Genomic DNA, 20,727 nt, shown 5'->3' with positions numbered 1-20,727 from the left:
AAAAGGATGGGCAGGCGGTATTGTTTTGAGGCGGTGCCGGAGCGGGGCGGGGCCTACGTGCGCTTTCCCTGTGACCTGCGGCAGGAGTTTGGCCGTGGCCGGGTGCGGGTGCGGGCCGACTTTGACGGGGTCTCCTACCGGGGCAGCCTGGTCTATATGGGGGTGTTCCGGGAGGACGGGACGCCCTGCCCCATTCTGGGGGTACGGAAGGATATCCGGGAGCGGCTGGGCAAACAGCCCGGGGACACCGTGACCGTCACCCTGGAGGCCCTGGAGGAATAAATAACAGCCCGCCGCGGAGCAGTCTCAGCGGCGGGCTTTACATTTACAGATCGGTGCGGGGCTTGGCGCTCATCTCCCAGAAGTGGAGCTCGTGGAGGGAGCAGGCCCGGAAAATCTCCAGGCAGGCCTGCTGGCGCTCCGGGCTCAGATCCCGGCAGACCCGGTCGGTGAAGCGCGACCAAGACTCACAGGCGGCCTCATAGTCCGGGCCGGCGTAGTCCCGGACCAGGGGCCAGAAGAGGGAGTCCTTCAGGCCGGGGGCCTGCTGGAGCAGGCGCTGGAAGATCCAGGCGTAGCTGAGCATGCAGGGGAGGCAGGCCATCATGCACTCGGGGGTGCCCTCCCCATCCCGGGCGGCCTGGATCATGCAGTCGGTGTAGGCCTGATTTTCCGGGCGGAGGGGGAGGTGCTGGATGTCCCCGTCGGAGAGGCCGAAGTGCCGGAGGTAGTGAAGGCGGGTGGCCCCCTCCCCCTCGTTGACAAAGGAGAGGAGGGAGTAGTAGCTACGGATGGCGTCCATGTCCTCCGCCTTGGTCATGCCCCAGGCGAACACCTTGGCGTACTCCCGGAGGTAGAGACTGTCGTCCACGATGTACCCCTTGAGGCACTCCGGGTCCAGGGAGCCGTCCGCCATGCGCTGGAGAAATTCACTGTTCAGGCAGTCCTCCCAGATGGGGAGGCTGTCTTCCACGAGACGTTTGGTAAATGACATATCAGACACCTGCTTTCACGGTCCGGCGCAGCCGGGAGATTGGGAGGAGCGAGACGATGACGATGGTGGCCAGTCCCTCGGTCCCGTGGCCGGAGAGGTTGGCGAGAATGCTGTATGCCCAGGGACCGTAGCCGTCCCAGGCGTACTGGGCGAAGAAGACGGCCCCGGCCATGATGTGGCTGGTGACGCTCAGGACCACGGCCAGAGCGGTGCCCGCCACGATCTTCCACCGGCGGTCGGCGCCGAAGATGCCGGCGTAGCCCAGGGCGGAGAAGCAGATGAGCTGCTCCACAAAGGGCTGGGCCCAGTGGACCGGCTGCCACTCCGGCAGCAGGAGCATGGCCAGCACCCCGGTGACCCAGCCCGCGCAGAAGGCCACCTGGGGCCGGTGGATCAGGGAGAGCAGCAGGATGGGGAGCATGGCCCCCAGGCTGATGTGGCTCCCGTTGGGGAGGGTGATGAGAAAGCAGCGCAGCACCAGGGTGGCGGCGGACATGAGACCGGCCAGACAGATGTCCCGGGAGGTGAGACGCAGCCCCCGGCACAGCCAGATGGTGGTCCCGAGGACGGCGACGGTAAAGATGCCGGCGATGAGCTCAGTCACGGACGTACTCCCCCTTCAGGTCAAAGAGGTGGTCCATGGGGCCCTGTCCCGCCCCCAGGTCCAGCATGGCCGCCAGAGCTCCGGACAGATAGGCCTTGGCCCGCTCCACCGCGGTGTCCAGGTCATAGCCCTTGGCCAGGTTGGAGGCGATGGCGGAGGAGAGGGTGCACCCGGTGCCGTGGGTGTTGGGGTTGTGGATCCTCCGGCCGTGGAACCACTTGCAGGTCCCGTCCCGCCACAGAAGGTCGTTGGCGTCGTTCAGATCGTGGCCCCCCTTGCACAAAACGGCGCAGCCGTAGGCCTCCCCGATGGCCTGGGCGGCCTTCTCCATGTCGGCGGGGCCGGAGATGGTCAGGCCGGAGAGAACCTCCGCCTCGGGGATGTTGGGGGTGAGGACGGTGGCCAGGGGGAGCAGCAGTTCCTTCAGGGCGTCCACCGCCTCCTGGGAGATGAGCCGGGAGCCGCTGGTGGCCACCATCACCGGGTCCACCACGATGTTTTGAGCCTTGTACTGCTTCAGCTTGTCCGCGATGACCTCGATGAGGCCGGTGGAGGAGACCATCCCGGTCTTCACCGCGTCGGGGAAGATATCGGTGAAAATGCAGTCCAGCTGGCTGGCCAGAAATTCCGGGGTGGATTCGAGGATGCCGTAGACGCCGGTGGTGTTCTGGGCCGTCAGGGCGGTGACCGCGCTCATGGCGTAGACGCCGTTGGCGGTCATGGTCTTGATGTCGGCCTGGATCCCGGCGCCTCCGCTGGAGTCGCTTCCAGCGATCGTCAATGCTGTTTTCATAAGTGGATACTCCTTTCTGAATGTAAAACGCATTGAAGTTTTGTACCGCGACAGCAGGTGGTGCCCCCAAGCTGCCGCTCCTACTTTTCTTGAAAGAAAAGTAAGCAAAAGAACTTTGCACGAAACTTCGTTTCGCCTCTCTTTGGTTTGAGCATGCTGTGCGCTTGATTGGGTGAATACCACCCTTGACTGGGGGCTGTTTTCGCAGGGGATTTTCTTAAGCCTTCCCCCTGGGGGGAAGGTGCCGAGCGCATGCGAGGCAGATAAGGGGGCAATCCTCCCCAAAGCCTTCCTCTGGGGGAAGGTGGCTGGCCGTTAGGCCAGACGGATGAGGAGAGGGTATTTGCTCCGCTTTGTTTGGACGAATCCGGTAGGGCGGGGGCTTGCCCCCGCCGCTTCTTTCAGTTTTCTTTCTAGGGATGCAGAGAGAATTTTGCCACCTGCGGGCGGTGAAATTTCCCATCCCAGCAGGAAATCTTATTTCAATAATTCCAAAAACTCTGGGTCATCTAATCGGGGCAGATACCAGTCGCAAATTTTCTTCAAAGCCTCCTGATCCCCCTCCGCCGAGGGGTCATACACCCCGGCCACCAGGAATCCCGCCTCCTTGGCGGTCCGGGCGGCGTGGAGGGCGTCCTCAAAGACGATGGTGTGTTCCGGCGCGGAGCCGAGGCTCCGTGCGGAGGCAAAATACACATCCGGTCTGCTCTTGGAGCCGTACTGGAGAGAGCTGAAGGCGAACAGGAAGTGTTTCCACAGCCCCAGGCGGACCATGGCGTCCCGGGCCTGGAAGGCCTCGCTGGCGGTGGCGATGCCGCAGGGGACCCCCAGGACGGCCAGCCGATCCAGCAGTACGTCCGCCCCCGGCTTCATGGGGACCTTGTCCCGGTACTCGTCCGTCACCAGGTCGTTTACCCCGTCCATCACCTGCTCCGGAGTGCAGGGGAGAGAGAACCGGGCCACCATGTATTCGGAGGCCTCCCGGCGGCCCATCTCCTTGATGTCCTCGGCCAGATCTTCCGGCGGCTGGCCGCCGAACTGCCGGACCAGGGCCTTGGGGGCCTCGTTCCAGATGTACATGGAGTCGGTGAGGGTCCCGTCGAGATCGAAAATTGCGCCCTCAAATTTCATTGGGAAATCATCTCCTCCGTCTTGGCCCGGAGGGTACGGGCGGCCTGCTGGATGTCCGGCTGGCCGTAGATGGCGGAGACCACCGCGATGCCGCAGATGCCGCTGCCCGCCAGGGCCTGGACGTTATGGGCCCCGATGCCCCCGATGGCCACCACGGGGATGTCCACGGTCTCACAGATGGCCCTCAGGGTGTCATAGCTCACCGCGTCCGCGTCGTCCTTGGTGCCGGTGGGGAACACCGCCCCCACCCCCAGGTAGTCGGCCCCGGCCGCCTGGGCCTTCAGGGCCTGCTCCACCGTCTGGGCGGACACCCCCAAAATTTTGTCCGGACCGATCTTCTCCCGCACCTGGCCGGCCTCCATGTCGTGCTGGCCCACATGGACACCGTCGGCGTTCACTGCCACAGCCAGCTCCACGTCGTCGTTGATGAGGAAGGGAACCCCGTACCGGCGGCACAGGGCCTGGAGCTCCAGGGCCTCCTCGTGGAAGGTATCCTCGTCCAGGTGCTTCTCCCGCAGCTGGATCATGGTGGCGCCCCCCTTCAGGGACTCCTCCACCTGCCAGGCCAGGGTTTTATCCCCCAGCCAGGCCCGGTCGGTGACCGCGTACAGGAGCAGGTCCTTCTTATCGCACCTCATACTTGGCCCCCTTGTCCAGCGCCGCCCCGTCCATATGGAAAATGGCGTCGATGATCCGGTTGCGGTAGGTGGAGTTGCCGTCGGTGGGCTGCATATTGCTCCAGCCGATCTCACCGGCCAGGCCCATGGAGGCCACGGCGGCGGCCGCCGCCTCCAGAGGGCGGTCCGGGTTGGCAACTACGTATGCGGCGGTGAGGCCGGAGAGCTGGCAGCCCGTGCCGGTGATCTTCCCCATCTCCGGGCGGCCGTTGCGGATGACGTAGCAGGTCTTTCCATCGGCCACCAGGTCAATGGCCCCGGTGATGGCCACCACGGCGTTCAGGCGCTCGGCCATGGACTTGGCGAAGGACACGGACGCGTCCAGATTGTCCTCGGTCACCGCGTCGGCCACATCCGCGTCCACCCCCTTGGTGGTGCCGGAGCCGGCGGCCAGAGTCTTGATCTCCGAGATGTTGCCCCGGACCACGGTGAATTGGACCTCCTCCAGCAGTTTGAGGGCGGTCTGGGTGCGCAGGGCGCTGGCCCCCGCTCCCACCGGGTCCAGCACCACCGGGTGGCCCAGCTCGTTGGCCTTCTTTCCGGCGGCGAACATGGAGGGGATGGTGTTCTGGTTCAGGGTGCCGATATTGATGTTCAGTCCCCCGCAGATGGAGGTGATGTCCTCCACGTCCTGGATGTCGTCGGACATGATAGGGCTGCCCCCGCAGGCCAGCAGTACGTTGGCCACGTCGTTGACGGTGACATAGTTGGTGATGTTGTGGACCAGGGGAGTGGTCTCCCGCACGCGGTCCAGACAGGTTCCGAGCATAGCTGAGTTCCTCCTTGAAATAAAAATACCGCGGGCCTGCCGTCACGAGGAAAGACAGTCCCGCGGTATGAAAACCGGTTCTATGATCTCCCTACGTTGGCATTACCCAAATCAGGTCGCAGGTCGAAGCGCACAGCTTCCTCTCAGCCCGTTTGCGAGCTCCCTTTTTGTTGATGGCCGCAGCCTGCGGTCAGGTGCATTATAGCGCAGGATCGATTGAATTGCAAGAACTCTTTCTTTTCCACGGGAGGGGCGGCACACCGGGCCGCCCGCCGCCTCTGTCCATTCCTTTCCGGGAATGCGGAGAGGATTTCGCCGCCCCGGCGGCGAGTTACTTTGCCCATGGCGGCAAAGTAACCAAAACGCCCCCGGGGACGGCTCAGGATGGACACTTTGTGTCCATATTCGCCTACCCTACCCCCTCTGGCCCTTCGGGCCATCTCCCCCTGACAGGGGGAGTCGGCCCCGGACCCCGTTTACGAGGGTTACCCCTTTGGGTGGGCAATACCCTTCCGGCGCGCAAAATTTGAGTGGCTTTCCGCGATTCCCGCCGGGCCACTGGGCCCTGGGGGTGCAAAAATTGCCACTGGTGCGGTTCAGCTTCCGCGCCTGGGTTTCCGAACTAATGTGGCTGGGTGGGTATCGCCGTAGGGGCGGTTCCTAGACCCGCCCGTCCTGGGTTTCAAATACGCCCTCGTTAAACCGTAGGGGCGGCACACTGGGCCGCCCGCCCAACTAGCCCTATCCGTTACGGCTTCGCTGTGTCCCCTACCCCTTTGTTATTTTCTCCTGACAGGGGGAATCGTCCTTCTCCGAAAGAGGAAGAGTTGCGGGCGGTCTATGTGACCGCCCGCAGAGCTGTTCTATGGGACTGAGATACGGATCTTTCATGGAGCACCGCAACGCAGGGAAAGAGGCGAAACGCAGTTTCGCACAAAGTTCTTTTGCCTACTTTTCTTTCAAGAAAAGTAGGTCAGCGGAGGACGGCGCCGCAGTCCTGCTCCAGGGTCTCCAGGATCGCCTTCACGTCGGCGTCCGCCTCTTCGGCAGTGAGGCTGCGGTCGTCGGCCCGGAGGGTGAGGCTGAAGGCCACCGACTTCTTGCCCTCGGGGATGTTGGCGCCCCGGTAGATGTCGAAGAGCTCCACCTCTTTCAGCAGGCCGCGGGCCCCCTTGCGGATGCAGGCCTCCAGCGCGCCCACGGTGACCGCCTCATCACACACCACGGCGATGTCACGGGTGACGGCGGGGAACTTGGGCAGGGGCACGTACTGGGGATCGGCCCCCTTGTTGGCGTACAGGGCGGGGAAGGACAGCTCGGCGCAGTAGAGCTCGGCGTCCACGTCGTAGTTCTGAGCCACCAGGGGGTGGATCTGACCGAACACGCCCACCTCCTGACCGTTCACCAGCACCCGGGCGCAGCGGCCGGGGTGATAGGAGGGGTTGTCCTTCACGGCCTCGAAGGTCACGTTCTCCGCCCGGATGGAGGAGAGCAGGTCCTCCGCAGCACCCTTCAGGGTGAAGAAGTCCATGCCGTCCCCGTAGGTGCCCAGGGAGAGCACCTTGGGCTCGTCGGCCATGCCGTCCTCCCGCTCGAAGTACACCCGGCCCAGCTCGTAGAGCCGCACCGCCTGGTTGCGGTAGTTGTAGTTGCGGGACAGGATCTCCAGCATGGAGGGGAGCACCGTGGTGCGCATGATGGAGGTGTCCTCACCCAGGGGGTTCATGATTTTAAGGGACTTCCGGCGGGGGTCGTCCTTGGCCCAGCGGATCTTGTCGTAGTAGGTGGGGGAGATGAAGGAGTAGGTGATGATCTCGTCATAGCCCAGGGACCGGCAGGTCTGGCCCAGGGTGCGCTCCACCTCCTGCTCCGGAGAGTAGCCGCCCTGGGTGGTCTCCCCCCGCATGAGGGTGACGGGGATGTTGTTGTAGCCGTAGAACCGGGCCACCTCCTCGGCCAGGTCGGCGATGCCCTCCACATCGGCGCGCCAGGAGGGGATGACCACGCCGTCGGGGCCGTCGGGGCAGTCCTGGTTTTCGGTGCAGATGCCCACACGAGCCAGGTACTTGTACTGCTCCACAGCGGGGATGTCGGTGCCCAGGAGGGCGTTCACCCGCTCCGGGTTCATGGTGATGGTGTGGGGCTGGGGCACATAGTTGAGGATGTCGATGACCCCGTCCAGCACCTCGCCGGCCCCCAGCAGCTCCACCAGCTCACAGGCACGGTTGACGGCGGGGAGGGTGTTCAGGGGGTCCAGGCCCTTCTCGTACTTGGCGCTGGCCTCGGTGCGCATGCCCAGGGCCAGGGCGGTGCGGCGGATGGTGGTGCCGTCGAAGTTGGCGGACTCGAACACCACGTCGGTGGTGTCGGCGACGATCTCGCTGTTCAGACCGCCCATGATGCCCGCCAGGCCCACCGCGCGGTGCTCGTCGGCGATGACCAGCATGCTGGAGTTGAGCTTGCGCACATTGCCGTCCAGGGTGGTGAGCTCCTCGCCGTCCTCGGCCCGGCGGACGATGATGTGTCCGCCCTTCACATAGCGGTAGTCAAAGGCGTGCATGGGCTGGCCGTACTCCAGCATCACATAGTTGGTGATGTCCACGATGTTGTTGATGGGCCGCACCCCCATGGCGCGCAGCCGCTCCCGCATCCACTTGGGGGAGGGGCCGATCTTCACGTTGCGCACCATCCGGGCGGTGTACCGGGGGCACAGGTCGCTGGCGGGGGTCTCCACATCCAGCAGCTCCACCAGGCTGCCCTCGCCGCCGCCCTTCACTTCGGGCTCATGGAGGGTGAGAGGGACGTTGTAAGTGGCCGCCGCCTCCCGGGCCAGGCCGATGACGCTGAGACAGTCGGGACGGTTGGGGGTGATCTCAAACTCCACCACGTGGTCGTCGGCTCCGATAACGGGCTTGATGTCATCGCCGGGCTTTACACCCTCCTCCCGGAGGACGAAGATACCGTCGGGGATGCAGTGGGGGAACTCAGCCTGCTGGGCGTGGAGGTCCTCCAGGGTGCAGACGGCATCGGTCTTGGTGTGATAGGCCACCAGGTCGCCCTCATGGATGTTGGAGCAGACGGTGTCCGGTACGGCGGTGGAGCCGCCCAGATCCAGGCAGGTGTGGTAGCTGCCGTCGGGCTGAGGAGCACACTCCAGCACCTTGGCGCACACCACGGGACCGAACACCTTGTCCCCGGCCTTGATGTCGGCGGGGATGGAGGGTTTCTTTGGGTCCAGAGGCTTGTAGTCGTTCAGCAGGGCGGCGGGGGTGATGACGGCGTAGGGGAAGTCCCGCTCGTCCAGGTTCAGCTCGCTGAGCGAGCACAGCATGCCGTTGGACACCTCGCCCCGGAGCTTGCCCTTCTCGATCTTCTTGCCTCCGGGGAGGGTGGATTTGTGCAGGGCCACAGGGACCAGATCTCCCGGATGAATGTTCCAGGCCCCGGTGACGATCTGGACGGGCTCAGCCTGACCCACATCCAGCTGGCAGATCCACATGTGGTCGGAGTTGGGGTGGCGGACCATGGAGACGATCTGTCCCACCACCACGTTGGAGATCTCCTCCCCCAGATCGTGGGTGAGCTCCACCTTGGAACCGGACAGGGTCATGGCCTCGGCAAAGTCTTTGTCATTGGCGTCCACAGAGACGAACTCCCGGAGCCATTTGCGCGATAAGTTCATATATGAAAACTCCCTTATTTTCGTTTGTAGGGCGGGGGCTTGCCCCCGCCGTTTTATAAGCTCTAATTTCCGGCGGCGGGGGCAGGCCCCCGCCCTACGGAATATCATCCATCAAAGCTGTTAAAACTGCTCCAGGAACCGCACGTCGTTCTCGAAGATGAGCCGCAGGTCGGCGATCTTGAAGCGGCGCATGGCGGTGCGCTCCAGGCCGATGCCGAAGGCCCAGCCGGACCAGACCTCCGGGTCGATGCCCGACATCTTCAGCACCTTGGGGTGGATCATGCCGGCGCCCAGCATCTCGATCCAGCCCTCGCCCTTGCAGGTGGGACAGCCCACGCCGCCGCACTTGTGGCACTGCACGTCCATCTCGCAGGAGGGCTCGGTGAAGGGGAAGTGGTGGGGACGGAACCGGGTCTTGGTGCCCTTGCCGTAGAGCTGCTCCACCACCGTGTTCAGGGTGCCCTTCAGGTCGGCCATAGTCACGTTCTTGTCGATGACCATACCCTCCACCTGGTGGAACATGGGGGAGTGGGTGGCGTCCACCTCGTCCTTGCGGTACACCCGGCCGGGGGCGATGATGCGGATGGGCAGCTCCATGGTCTCCATGGCCCGCACCTGCATGGGGGAGGTCTGGCTGCGGAGCATCACCCGGCTGTCCTTGTCAAAGTAGAAGGTGTCCGACCAGTCCCGGGAGGGGTGGCCCTCCCCGGCGTTGAGCTTGTCGAAGTTGTACTCGGCCAGCTCCACCTCGGGGCCGTCCAGGACCGTGAAGCCCATGCCGATGAAGATGTCCTTCAGCTCGTCCAGGGCCAGGTACATGGGGTGCTTGTGGCCCAGCTTGGGGGCTTTTCCCGGGATGGTTACGTCCACCGCCTCGGCCGCCAGACGCTCCTCCAGGGCCTTGGCCTCCAGGCGCTTGCCCTGCTCCTCAATGGCGCTCTCCAGGGCGGCGCGCACCTCGTTGGCCAGCTGGCCCATGGCGGGGCGCTCCTCGGGGGAGAGCTTGCCCATCATCTTCAAAACGGCGGTGAGCTCGCCCTTCTTGCCCAGGTACTGCACCCGGAGCCCGTCCAGCTCGGCGGCGGACTGGGCGTTCTCCATGGCCGAGAGGGCCTCGGCTCGGATCTTTGCTAACTGTTCTTTCATACCTTCAAACTCCCTTTTTTTGAGTTAGGAGTGAGGAGATAAGAGATCGAAGCTGCGGCGGCCGCTGCGCGGCCTTTTCCAATCGTCCGGCTTTGCCGGAACCTTAACTCCTATCTCCTAACTCCTATCTCCTATCTTTGTGGCAACAAAAAAGCCCTCCGTCCCAATAATTTCTGGGACGAAAGGCCAGCCTTCCGCGGTACCACCCGCATTCGTATCTTATCATACGCTCTTGTCTCCGGATAACGGCGGAACACCCGTCCCCCTCTCAGGGGCCGCTCCTGGGCGAACCAAGCGGCACAGCTTAGGACGGCTTTCAGCCGGCGGCCGCCCCTCTCTGCAATCTGCAAACCCGCTATTTTCCCAATCTGCGCATTTATGCTGCCCATATTTATATCATACTCCGGCAGAAAATGCAAGCCTGAATTCCCGGCGGAAGGAGCGGTAAATCCCGGCGGATGGAGCGGTAAAATATTTCAGAGAACTTTAAAAGTCCTCGGGAATGTGGGACAAACCTGTGGTATAATACGTTATATAGTATAAAGGAAAAAAGAGCCGACCCACAGAAACGGAGGGAAACGGATGAAACGGTTTATTGGAGCCGCGCTGAGCGCCGCCCTGGCTCTGACCCTGGCGGTCCCCGCGGCGGCGGAAGAGAACAAGATCGGGGACGTGGTGGGGCACACCTACTATACGGACATTACAGCACAGATTGACGGCCATCCCCTGCCCTCCTACAACATCGGCGGAGAGACCGCCGTGGTGGCGGAGGATTTACGGGAATACGGTTTCTCTGTGGTCTGGGACGGGGAGGCGCGCACCCTCACCGTGGAGCGGGACCTGGAGGGGGCGGTCACCGGAGATTACCAGCCCCAGGGGCAGACCCAGACTGTGGGGGCCCAGGCTGGGGACATCTACTACACCGATATCAAGACCTATGTCCAGGGGGAGAAGGTGGAGAGTTTTGCACTCAACGGCGAGACCGCTATCCGCTTCTCTGAGCTGAGCCGGGCCGGAACGGTGTCCTGGAACGGCGTTTCCCGGGAGGCAGCCCTGACCCTCGTCCAGCCCTGGACCGTAGAAGCGGACTTTGACAGTAAAGCGGCGGAGGACCCAAACGCGGACGCGGGGGATATCCAGCTCACTGTCCGGGCCATTTGCCGGGACGGCGCTGTGGCCATGTCGGCGCAGGGGAGCACTGGAGGCCTGGCGGACGTTTGGATGAATCAAAACGGCCTGTCTTGTTCGTTTTACCCCTCCAGCCTGTTCTTAAACCGCAGCTATGGGGCGTCCTACGACCGCCTGCGGGAAATACAGCCGGAACCGGGTCCGGCAGAAAAGACGCCGGAACAGCTCCAGGAGATCGCCCAGGTGTTTCAGGTCAGGAAGAACGGCCGGCCGGTGGAGGGAGACCTCTGGTTTGGAAAACTGACCGACGGAAGGCCGGAGCTCTATTTTGATTTCAACCAGGCTCAGGGGATGCAGGATGGGGACGAGCTGATTTTGTATTTCGGCGACGTGGCCAGCCTGTCGGGAAAGGAAGCGAGCCAGACAGGCTCATCTGTTTTGACGGAGGACCCTATGGAGGCTGCGCTGGATGAGCTGAAGGCGGATGTGGAGGAGTGGATGGCGGTTACGGACGGAAACTCCTGCTGGGAAGTGTATCCCAATGAACAGGGGACTTTGTTTGTGGGCCATTACAGCGGCACGACCCGCGGCAGTACGGCCAAGATGGTCCAGGTCTCCCGCACCGGGGAGCAGGTGGATCTTTCCGGGCGGCTGCCCGGCGATTTGGCCTCCGATTTTGCACCCCGGAATATTCAGACGGATGAGACGGGGCGTTATATCACGTTCTATGCCGTCGTTAGAGGAAGGATGGACAACGGGACTGGGTTGGCGGATGATTCTGCCGACTATCGCTTCACATTTGACGTAGAGACCGGAGAACTGACCTGGGAACCGGTGCTGCCGCCCGAAGGCCCGGAAAATCCATCGGGTGACCCGATGGTGGCAAAGCTGAATGAGCTCAAGGCGGACGTGCGGAATTGGATTGCCGTTGTGGGGTCTGTCAACTCCGGATGGAAGGAGTTCCCCAATGCCCGTGGGGTCCTCTTTGTAGCTTATTACGCAGGCACGCCCCACGGTGGCAGCACCGAAATGGTGCAGGTCTATGATTCAGGGGACGTATGGTACGTTTCCGGTATGCTCCCCTCCTATCCGGCCCCCTACTTTGCTCCACGGGACATCCAGGTGGATGAGACGGGCCGGTATGTGACCTTCGTTACCCCGGTGAAGGAGGTACTGGACTACGCCGCTGGGACAGCCAAGGACTATGGTGACTGCCGGTGCGTGTTTGATGTAGAAGAAAAGACTATTAAATGGGAGCCATTGACATCTTGACCGGAGTGCATGGTACGGAAAGCAGAAAATCCTATTAAAATAATAGGAAATAAGGATGGACAAAATCTTCCGCGTATGGTAGAATAGGGACGCCCTGAGAAAGGGGCGTCCCTAGTTTGGTTTGGGAGGCCTGGATTCCGGGGAGACTAGACACTCCAGCGGTCTTTTCGGGCCGTATGTGATAGAGGAGGAAACGCAATATGCTGGAGCTTCAGCACATCAGCTATGAGGTAGAGCAGGACGGTGAGGACAAGGGCATCCTGCGGGACATCAACCTGAAAATCGGCGAGCGGTTTGTGGCCATCACCGGCCCCAACGGGGGCGGCAAGTCCACCCTGGCCAAGATCATCGCCGGCATCTATACCCCCACCACCGGGCGCATCCTGCTGGACGGGGAGGACATCACCGGACTGAACATTACGGAGCGGGCCCACAAGGGCATCAGCTTCGCCTTCCAGCAGCCGGTGCGCTTCAAGGGCCTGACGGTGCGGGACCTGATCACCCTGGCCAGCGGCAAGAATATCGGCGTGTCCGAGGCCTGCGACTACCTGTCCGAGGTGGGCCTGTGCGCCAAGGACTACATCGACCGGGAGGTGGACGCCTCCCTGTCCGGCGGCGAGCTCAAGCGCATTGAGATCGCCATGATCATGGCCCGCGGAACAAAACTGTCCGTCTTTGACGAGCCGGAGGCGGGCATCGACCTGTGGTCCTTCTCCAACCTGATCCAGGTGTTTGAGCACCTCCACGAGAAGATCAACGGCTCCATCCTCATCATCTCCCACCAGGAGCGCATCCTGAACATCGCCGACCGGATCATCGTCCTGGCCGACGGCCGGGTGCAGAGCGACGGGGCGCGCAAGGACATCCTCCCCGGCCTGCTGGGGGAGACCGGAGGGGTGTGCAGCGCCCTGAGTGACAAGGTGAAATAAGCGACAAGATCATTAGGAATTAGAAATTAGGAACGAGGAATTGATGTGCCGCCTGCGGCGGCCAATTCCAATCGTCCGGCGGAGCCGGACACCATAATTCCTAATTCCTAACTCCTCATTCCTAATTCAGAAGGAGACAGAAACATGGATGCCATTCAAAAGAGCCTGCTGGAGCAGGTAGCGGAACTGCATGACGTGCCCGAAGGGGCCTACAATATCCGGGCCAACGGCAAGGCGGCCGCCCGGAACACCACCGCCCACATCGACATTGTGTCCAAGACGGACAAGGACGGCATTGACATCATCATCAAGCCCGGGACCAAAAACGAGAGCGTCCACATCCCCGTGGTTTTGAGCGAGAGCGGCCTCACCGAGACCGTGTACAACGACTTTTTCATCGGCGACGACTGCGACGTGACCATCGTGGCCGGGTGCGGCATCCACAACTGCGGGGTGCAGAACTCGGAGCATTCGGGCGTCCACTCCTTCCATGTGGGCAAGCGCTCCAAGGTGCGCTACGTGGAGCGCCACTACGGCGAGGGCGACGGCCGGGGGGAGAACATCATGAACCCCACCACCGTGGTGGAGATGGACGAGGACAGCTACATGGAGATGGAGACCACCCAGATCAAGGGGGTGGACTCCACTGTCCGCACCACCAACGCCAAGCTGGGGGACCGGGCCACCCTTATTATTAAGGAGAAGGTGATGACCCACGGCAAGCAGCTGGCCAAGTCCGACTTCACCGTGGACCTGGACGGGGAGGACTGCCACACCAACGTGATCTCCCGCTCTGTGGCCCGGGAGGACTCCAAGCAGGTGTTCCTGGCCCGCATCAACGGCAACAACCGCTGCTACGGCCACTCCGAGTGCGACGCCATCATCATGGACCACGGCGTGGTGGCCGCCATCCCGGAGGTCACCGCCAACTGCGTGGACGCCAGCCTGGTCCACGAGGCCGCCATCGGCAAGATCGCCGGGGAGCAGCTCACCAAGCTGATGACCCTGGGGCTCACCGAGAAGGAGGCCGAGGAGCAGATCGTGAAGGGATTTTTGAAGTGAGCCAAGTGAGCTCCTCAAGATGCTCCGGTAGATTAGGTGCCTCTATGCGTACCGGACGGCAGAACTCCCTTTATACCTTTGAGTAATACAAAACCCCTTGAACTCGGAAATCGGTTCAAGGGGTTTTCTCTTTTGAAGGGACCAGTCCCAGAACGGCCCGCGGGAGGCGGGCCGTTGAGGACATCGCCCCCTGTGCGCACCGTTCCGATTCCCGACAGGGGAGCCCCTTGAGGCTCCCGCCGGGAGGCGTGCAAGCTAAGAAGTCACCCTCATCCGTCACGACCTTCGGTCGTGCCACCTTCCCCCTTGAAGGGGGAAGGCTCTGGCGGGCGGCCCCTACGGCGGTCACAGAAGCCTTCCCTTCTTTTTCGCAGGGGGCGGACACTGGCCGGCCCGCGGGAGGGGCACACCCTTCCCCTACGGTTCTCAAGAAACTCTTTCTGGATTGGGTAGGGGAGCCCCTTGGGGCTCCCGCCAGAATACGCACCGGGGCGTTTGCTCGGCCAAGCCAGGCGCTGATGCGGAACCGCACCAGCAGCAATTTTTGCAAACCCAGGGCCCAGCGGCCCGGGAGGAATCGCGGAGGTCACTCGGATTTTGCGCGCCGGAAATTTTGCAGAACTTCTCAGGAGGGGCCCTCGTAAGCAGGGGACCGGGGGTAAGGCGAATATGGGCACGCTAGTGCCCATCCTGAGCCGTCCCCCGGCGATCCTTTGGTTTCTTTCCCATCGTTGGGAAAGAAACTCGCCCCGCAGGGCGAAACCCTCTCCGCATTCCCAGAAAGAGAAAGGAAAGCGGCGGGGAGAGGAAAAAAGGAGAAAAGTCACCGTCTCAAATACTCCGGCGGCCGGTACTGGAGGGCCTCGGCCAGGTGCTGAGGCTGGATGTCCTCCGAGCCGTCCAGATCGGCGATGGTCCGGGCCACCCGGCGGATGCGGTCGTAGCTGCGGGCGGTGAGGCCCATGCGGGTGAAGGCCCCCTTGAGGATGGCCTGGCAGTCCTGGTCCAGGGTGCAGCATCGCTCCAGGCTCTCGGCCTCAATCTGGGCGTTGCACCGGCCGCCCTCCCGCCGTGTCTGGACGGCACGGGCCTGGTCCACCCGCTCCTTGACGGCGGCGGAGGGCTCGGAGGGCTCCCGGCGGGAGAGCTCCTCAAACTCCAGGGCGGACACCTCCACAAACAGGTCGATGCGGTCCAGCAGGGGGCCGGACAGGCGGGAGAGGTACTTCTGCACGTCGGCCTCGGAGCACCGGCACCGGCCGGAGGGGTGGCCGTACCAGCCGCACCGGCAGGGGTTCATGGCGCACACCAGCATAAACCGGCTGGGATAGGTCACCGAACCGGCGGCCCGGGAGATCTGCACCTGCCCGTCCTCCAGGGGCTGGCGGAGGACCTCCAGCACGTCCTTCTGGAACTCGGGCAGCTCGTCCAGAAAGAGGACGCCGTTGTGGGCCAGGGAGATCTCTCCGGGGCGGGGGCTGGCCCCGCCGCCCGACATGCCCACCGCGGAGATGCTGTGGTGGGGGGAGCGGAAGGGGCGGCGGGTGATGAGGGGGCGCTCCGGGTCGGTGAGGCCCAGCACCGAGTGGATCTGGGTCACCTCCAGGGCCTCCTCCCTTGTCATGTCCGGGAGGATGGAGGGCAGGCGCTTGGCCAGCATGGACTTGCCGGAACCCGGCGGGCCCACCATTAAAATATTGTGCCCCCCGGCGGCGGCGATCTCCAAAGCCCGCTTTACCGGCTCCTGCCCCTTCACCTGGGAGAAGTCGGGGCCGGGCAGGGGAACCACGGTCCCGTCCCAGGCGGGGGCGGGGGAGATGGATGCCTCGCCGGTGAGGTGGCGCACCAGCTGCTGCACGTTGTTGACCGGATAGACCTCCAGCCCGCCGGCCAGAGTGGCCTCGGCGGCGTTCTGTTCCGGGACAAACAGTTTATGCAGGCCGGCGGCCTTGGCGGCCAGGGCCATGGACAGCATGCCGGCGCAGGGGCGCAGGCGGCCGGACAGGGACAGCTCCCCCACAAAGGCGCAGTCCCGGTCCCGGAGGGCCAGCTGTCCCCCGGCGGCCAGCAGGCCCACCAGGATGGGCAGGTCGTACAGGGTGCCGATCTTCTTCACATGGGCGGGGGCCAGGTTGACGGTGATGCTGCTCACCGGGAAGGAGAAGCCGCAGTTTTTAATGGCGGAGCGCACCCGCTCCCGGGCCTCGTTCACCGCCGCGTCGGGGAGACCCACCACCGTGAAAGCGGGCAGGCCGCTGGACAGATCGCACTCCACCGACACCGGGTAGCCGGTGATGCCGTGGAGCCCGAGAGAATGTACCGGATAGACCATCTGAATCGTCCTCCTAAAGGAAAGCGGAAGAAGTCCGGAGCTGCCGGGGGATATACCTGAACTTTTATGAAATCCCCGTGAGGAGAGACCGGTCCCGCTGAAATTCCTGGAACGTAAGAGCTGTTTTTCCACTCCATTGTAACCTTGTGCAAGAAACATTGCAATAGTATCGGGTATTTTTGTGAGGAGAACAAAGAAAAAGCGTAGAGAGTCAATTTACAAACCGCAAAAAAAGTGTTAAACTAACCAATGTTGATAAAACTGCCGGTCCTGTCTGCCCGGGACCGCGCTGTTCTCCTTCATTATAAGTAAATTCTTATGGGGATTATAACTAATTCAGACATGGGAATTTCCATGAAGAGACAGTAAAATAGGGCAGAGAGTTGTGGGGAGGACAGGCGTTTCAGCCTGAAATCCCTATCAAACTGAAAAAGGAAGAAAGTAGGGAACTCTATGGCAAGAAAGTTCAAAACCATGGACGGCAACAATGCTGCGGCATATGTCAGCTACGCCTTTACCGAGGTAGCCGGCATCTACCCCATCACCCCGTCCAGCCCCATGGCCGACTATGTGGACCAGTGGGCGGCCCAGGGCCAGAAGAACATCTTCGGCACCACCGTGAAGGTCATCGAGATGCAGTCTGAGGCCGGCGCCGCCGGTACCGTCCACGGCTCTCTGGCCGCGGGCGCTCTGACCACCACCTACACCGCCTCCCAGGGCCTGCTGCTGATGATCCCCAACATGTACAAGATCGCCGGCGAGCTGCTGCCCGGTGTCTTCCACGTGTCCGCCCGTACCGTGGCCGCCCAGTCTCTGAACATCTTCGGCGACCACTCCGACGTGATGGCCTGCCGCCAGACCGGCTTTGCCATGCTGGCCGAGGGCAACGTGCAGGAGGTCATGGACCTGGCTCCTGTGGCCCACCTGTCCGCCATCAAGGGCCGCGTCCCCTTCATCAACTTCTTTGACGGCTTCCGCACCTCCCACGAGATCCAGAAGGTCGCCATCTGGGACTACAAGGATCTGGCCGAGATGGTGGACATGGACGCCGTGGAGGCCTTCCGCAAGCGCGCGCTGAACCCCGAGCACCCCACCATGCGCGGCTCCCACGAGAACGGCGACATCTTCTTCCAGCACCGCGAGGCTTCCAACAAGTACTATGACGCGCTCCCCGAGATCGTGGAGGAGTACATGGGCAAGATCAACGCCAAGCTGGGCACCGATTATCAGCTGTTCAACTACTACGGCGCGCCCGACGCCGACCGGGTGATCATCGCCATGGGCTCCATCTGCGATGTGGCCGAGGAGGTCATCGACTACCTGAACGCCCACGGCGAGAAGGTGGGCCTCATCAAGGTCCGCCTGTACCGCCCCTTCCGCGCGGACAAGCTCATCGCCGCCATCCCCGCCACCGCCAAGAAGATCGCGGTGCTGGACCGCACCAAGGAGCCCGGCGCTCTGGGCGATCCTCTCTACCTGGACGTGATCACCGCCCTGGCCGGGGCCGGCATCACCGACAAGACCGTGGTGGGCGGCCGCTACGGCCTGGGCTCCAAGGATACGCCTCCCAAGAGCGTGTTCGCCGTGTATGAGAACCTGGCTCAGGACGCTCCCAAGAACCACTTCACCATCGGCATCGTGGACGACGTGACCAACACCTCCCTGGCGGAGAAGGACGACGCCCCCAACACCGCGGCCGAGGGCACCATCGAGGTCAAGTTCTGGGGTCTGGGCGGCGACGGCACCGTGGGCGCCAACAAGAACTCCATCAAGATCATCGGCGACCACACCGACAAGTACGTGCAGGCCTACTTCCAGTACGACTCCAAGAAGACCGGCGGCGTGACCATCAGCCACCTGCGCTTCGGCGACAAGCCCATCAAGAGCCCCTACTATATCAACAAGGCTGACTTCGTGGCCTGCCACGTGCCCAGCTATATCACCAAGAGCTTCCCCATCGTCCGGGACGTGAAGCCCGGCGGCACCTTCCTGATCAACTGCCAGTGGTCCTTCGAGGAGCTGGAGCACCACCTGGATGCCGCTTCCAAGCGCTACATCGCCAAGAACAACATCCAGCTCTACACCATCAACGCCATTGACCTGGCCATTGAGATCGGCATGGGCAAGCGCACCAACACCATCCTCCAGTCCGCCTTCTTCTCCCTGGCCAAGATCATGCCTGAGGCCGAGGCCATCCAGTACATGAAGGATGCGGCCACCCACTCCTACCTGAAGAAGGGCCAGGACATTGTGGACATGAACCACAAGGCCATCGACCTGGGCGCCACCGCCTACAAGAAGGTGGAGGTCCCCGCCTCCTGGGCTGACGCCGAGGACGGCAAGAAGGAGAGCGTGCTCACCGGCCCCGAGAAGCTGGTGAAGATGGTGGAGTCCATCCTGGACCCCGTGGACCGCATGGACGGCGACAGCCTGCCTGTGTCCGCCTTCGTGGACCACGTGGACGGCACCTTCGAGCTGGGCGCCTCCGCCTATGAGAAGCGCGGCGTGGCCGTGACCGTGCCCACCTGGGATTCCAGCAAGTGTATCCAGTGCAACCAGTGCTCCTTCGTCTGCCCCCACGCCACCATCCGTCCCTATGCGCTGACCGAGGAGGAGGCCAAGAACGCCCCCGAGGCCGCCAAGATCGTGGACGTGAAGGCCGGCAAGGGCAAGGGCGTGTACAAGTTCGCCATGGCTGTCAGCCCCCTGGACTGCATGGGCTGCGGCGTGTGCGCCAAGATCTGCCCCGCCGGCGCCCTGACCATGGTGCCTCAGGAGCAGGAGGCCGCCCAGCAGGACGTGTTCAACTACATGGTGGCCAATGTCACCACCAAGTCCGACGTGGCCGACATGACCGTGAAGGGCAGCCAGTTCAAGAAGCCTCTGCTGGAGTTCTCCGGTTCCTGCGCCGGCTGTGCCGAGACCGCTTACGCCCGTCTCATCACCCAGCTGTTCGGCGACCGGATGTATATCTCCAACGCCACCGGCTGTTCCTCCATCTGGGGCGGCCCGGCTGCCACTTCCCCCTACACCACCACCGCCGAGGGCAAGGGTCCCGCTTGGGCCAACTCCCTGTTTGAGGACAACGCCGAGCACGGCCTGGGCATGTATCTGGGCCAGAACGCCATCCGCAACCGGCTGGCTGCCAAGACCCGTGAGCTGATTGAGTCCAACGCCAACGCCGGCCTGAAGGAGGCCGCCCAGAAGTGGCTGGACACCATGGAGGATGGTGCCGCTAACGGCGAGGCTACCAAGGCCTACGTCGCCGCTCTGGAGGAGTGCCTGATGCCCGTGGATGGCCTGCTGGCCTTTGCTTCCAGCGATGCCGGCAAGGGTGTGTTTGGTGACAAGCAGGCCGATGTGGTGGCCCATGCCGAGGCCCTGAAGGCCGCCGGCGCCGCCCACTGCGACTGCCCCGCCTGCACTCTGGCTGCTGAGATTCTCCAGGAGAAGGAGTACCTGGCCAAGAAGTCCGTGTGGATCTTCGGCGGCGACGGCTGGGCCTACGACATCGGCTTCGGCGGCGTGGACCATGTACTGGCATCCGGCGAGGACGTGAACGTGTTCGTGTTCGATACCGAGGTGTACTCCAACACCGGCGGACAGGCCTCCAAGGCCTCCAACATCGGCCAGGTGGCTCAGTTCGCCGCCTCCGGCAAGGTCACTCCCAAGAAGAGCCTGGCGGAGATCGCCATGACCTACGGCTATGTGTATGTGGCTCAGGTGGCCATGGGCGCCAACATGAACCAGACGCTGAAGGCCATTGCCGAGGCCGAGGCCTATCACGGCCCCTCCCTCATCATCGGCTACGCCCCCTGTGAGATGCACTCCATCAAGGGCGGCATGACCAACTGCCAGAGCGAGATGAAGAAGGCCGTGGAGTGCGGCTACTGGAACCTGTTCCGGTTCAACCCCGCTCTGAAGGCCGAGGGCAAGAACCCCTTCACTCTGGACTCCAAGGCCCCCGCCGGCGGCTATCAGGAGTTCCTGATGAACGAGGCCCGCTACTCCAGCCTGACCCGCTCCTTCCCCGAGCGCGCCAAGGAGCTCTTCGCCGAGAACGAAGAGGCCGCCAAGGCTCGCTACGAGCATCTGACTCGTCTGGTGGAGCTGTACAAGTAAATAGAACGCACAAGGGCCCCGGGCATCTGCCCGGGGCCCGTTCTATCGTGCGGCCTCTTCGGGGGCCCCACCGCAGGTGGGGCGGC

At 63.0% G+C, this 20,727-nt stretch carries 14 protein-coding genes and 1 riboswitch; of the genes, 5 read left to right on the top strand and 9 right to left on the bottom strand.

What is annotated here, in order from left to right; all coding sequences use genetic code 11:
• The first annotated feature begins 6 nt into the window (after positions 1–6).
• A complete protein-coding gene (locus B5F19_RS09735) occupies positions 7–282 on the top strand; it encodes a DUF1905 domain-containing protein (RefSeq protein WP_087289999.1) in 276 nt (91 codons plus the stop codon).
• Between the two features lie 43 nt (positions 283–325).
• On the opposite strand, the gene B5F19_RS09730 is transcribed toward B5F19_RS09735, so the two are convergent.
• The 8 genes from B5F19_RS09730 to pheS form a co-directional block, all read right to left on the bottom strand.
• Complete coding sequence (locus B5F19_RS09730) at positions 326–994, bottom strand: TenA family protein (RefSeq protein WP_087289997.1); 669 nt, start codon at positions 992–994, stop codon at positions 326–328.
• 1 nt (position 995) lies between these two features.
• Entirely contained in the window at positions 996–1,598 is a 603-nt protein-coding gene (locus B5F19_RS09725) for an energy-coupled thiamine transporter ThiT (protein ID WP_087289995.1), read from the bottom strand.
• The gene (gene thiD / locus B5F19_RS09720) at positions 1,591–2,391 is read right to left on the bottom strand and encodes a bifunctional hydroxymethylpyrimidine kinase/phosphomethylpyrimidine kinase (RefSeq protein WP_087289993.1); all 801 of its coding nucleotides are present in this window, start codon (positions 2,389–2,391) and stop codon (positions 1,591–1,593) included. The genes B5F19_RS09725 and thiD overlap by 8 nt, the downstream gene beginning before the upstream one ends.
• Positions 2,392–2,868: 477 nt before the next feature.
• A complete protein-coding gene (locus tag B5F19_RS09715; protein WP_087289991.1) occupies positions 2,869–3,522 on the bottom strand; it encodes an HAD family phosphatase in 654 nt (217 codons plus the stop codon).
• Entirely contained in the window at positions 3,519–4,160 is a 642-nt protein-coding gene (gene thiE / locus B5F19_RS09710; RefSeq protein WP_087289989.1) for a thiamine phosphate synthase, read from the bottom strand. The genes B5F19_RS09715 and thiE overlap by 4 nt, the downstream gene beginning before the upstream one ends.
• Complete coding sequence (gene thiM, locus B5F19_RS09705) at positions 4,147–4,968, bottom strand: hydroxyethylthiazole kinase (RefSeq protein ID WP_087289987.1); 822 nt, start codon at positions 4,966–4,968, stop codon at positions 4,147–4,149. Before thiM ends, thiE begins: the two co-directional genes overlap by 14 nt.
• A 70-nt stretch (positions 4,969–5,038) precedes the next feature.
• Positions 5,039–5,144, bottom strand: a riboswitch (TPP riboswitch).
• A gap of 797 nt (positions 5,145–5,941) precedes the next feature.
• On the bottom strand, positions 5,942–8,650 hold the full coding sequence (gene pheT / locus B5F19_RS09700; protein WP_087289985.1) for a phenylalanine--tRNA ligase subunit beta: 2,709 nt from the start codon (positions 8,648–8,650) through the stop codon (positions 5,942–5,944).
• A 120-nt stretch (positions 8,651–8,770) separates the two neighbouring features.
• Positions 8,771–9,796 (bottom strand): phenylalanine--tRNA ligase subunit alpha, encoded by a 1,026-nt coding sequence (gene pheS / locus B5F19_RS09695; RefSeq protein ID WP_087289983.1) that lies wholly within the window; start codon positions 9,794–9,796, stop codon positions 8,771–8,773.
• A 582-nt stretch (positions 9,797–10,378) separates the two neighbouring features.
• Between pheS and B5F19_RS09690 the strand changes: the two genes are divergently transcribed.
• From B5F19_RS09690 to B5F19_RS09680, 3 genes are all read left to right on the top strand, one after another.
• A complete protein-coding gene (locus B5F19_RS09690; RefSeq protein ID WP_087289981.1) occupies positions 10,379–12,196 on the top strand; it encodes a hypothetical protein in 1,818 nt (605 codons plus the stop codon).
• Positions 12,197–12,396: 200 nt separating this feature from the next.
• The gene (locus B5F19_RS09685) at positions 12,397–13,125 is read left to right on the top strand and encodes an ATP-binding cassette domain-containing protein (protein ID WP_087289979.1); all 729 of its coding nucleotides are present in this window, start codon (positions 12,397–12,399) and stop codon (positions 13,123–13,125) included.
• 144 nt (positions 13,126–13,269) lie between these two features.
• A complete protein-coding gene (locus B5F19_RS09680) occupies positions 13,270–14,187 on the top strand; it encodes a SufD family Fe-S cluster assembly protein (protein ID WP_087289977.1) in 918 nt (305 codons plus the stop codon).
• A gap of 823 nt (positions 14,188–15,010) precedes the next feature.
• On the opposite strand, the gene B5F19_RS09675 is transcribed toward B5F19_RS09680, so the two are convergent.
• Entirely contained in the window at positions 15,011–16,519 is a 1,509-nt protein-coding gene (locus tag B5F19_RS09675; protein ID WP_087289975.1) for a YifB family Mg chelatase-like AAA ATPase, read from the bottom strand.
• Between the two features lie 453 nt (positions 16,520–16,972).
• On the opposite strand from B5F19_RS09675, the gene nifJ reads away from it, so the two are divergent.
• Positions 16,973–20,641, top strand: a complete 3,669-nt coding sequence (gene nifJ / locus B5F19_RS09670; RefSeq protein ID WP_087289973.1) for a pyruvate:ferredoxin (flavodoxin) oxidoreductase — start codon at positions 16,973–16,975, stop codon at positions 20,639–20,641.
• Positions 20,642–20,727 lie beyond the last annotated feature (86 nt).

It is taken from the genome of Pseudoflavonifractor sp. An184 (genome assembly GCF_002160305.1).
GTDB classification, from domain to species: domain Bacteria; phylum Bacillota; class Clostridia; order Oscillospirales; family Oscillospiraceae; genus Lawsonibacter; species Lawsonibacter pullicola.
Note: the sequence above shows the minus strand (reverse complement) of the source record. Positions and strands in the feature narration are given on the sequence as shown.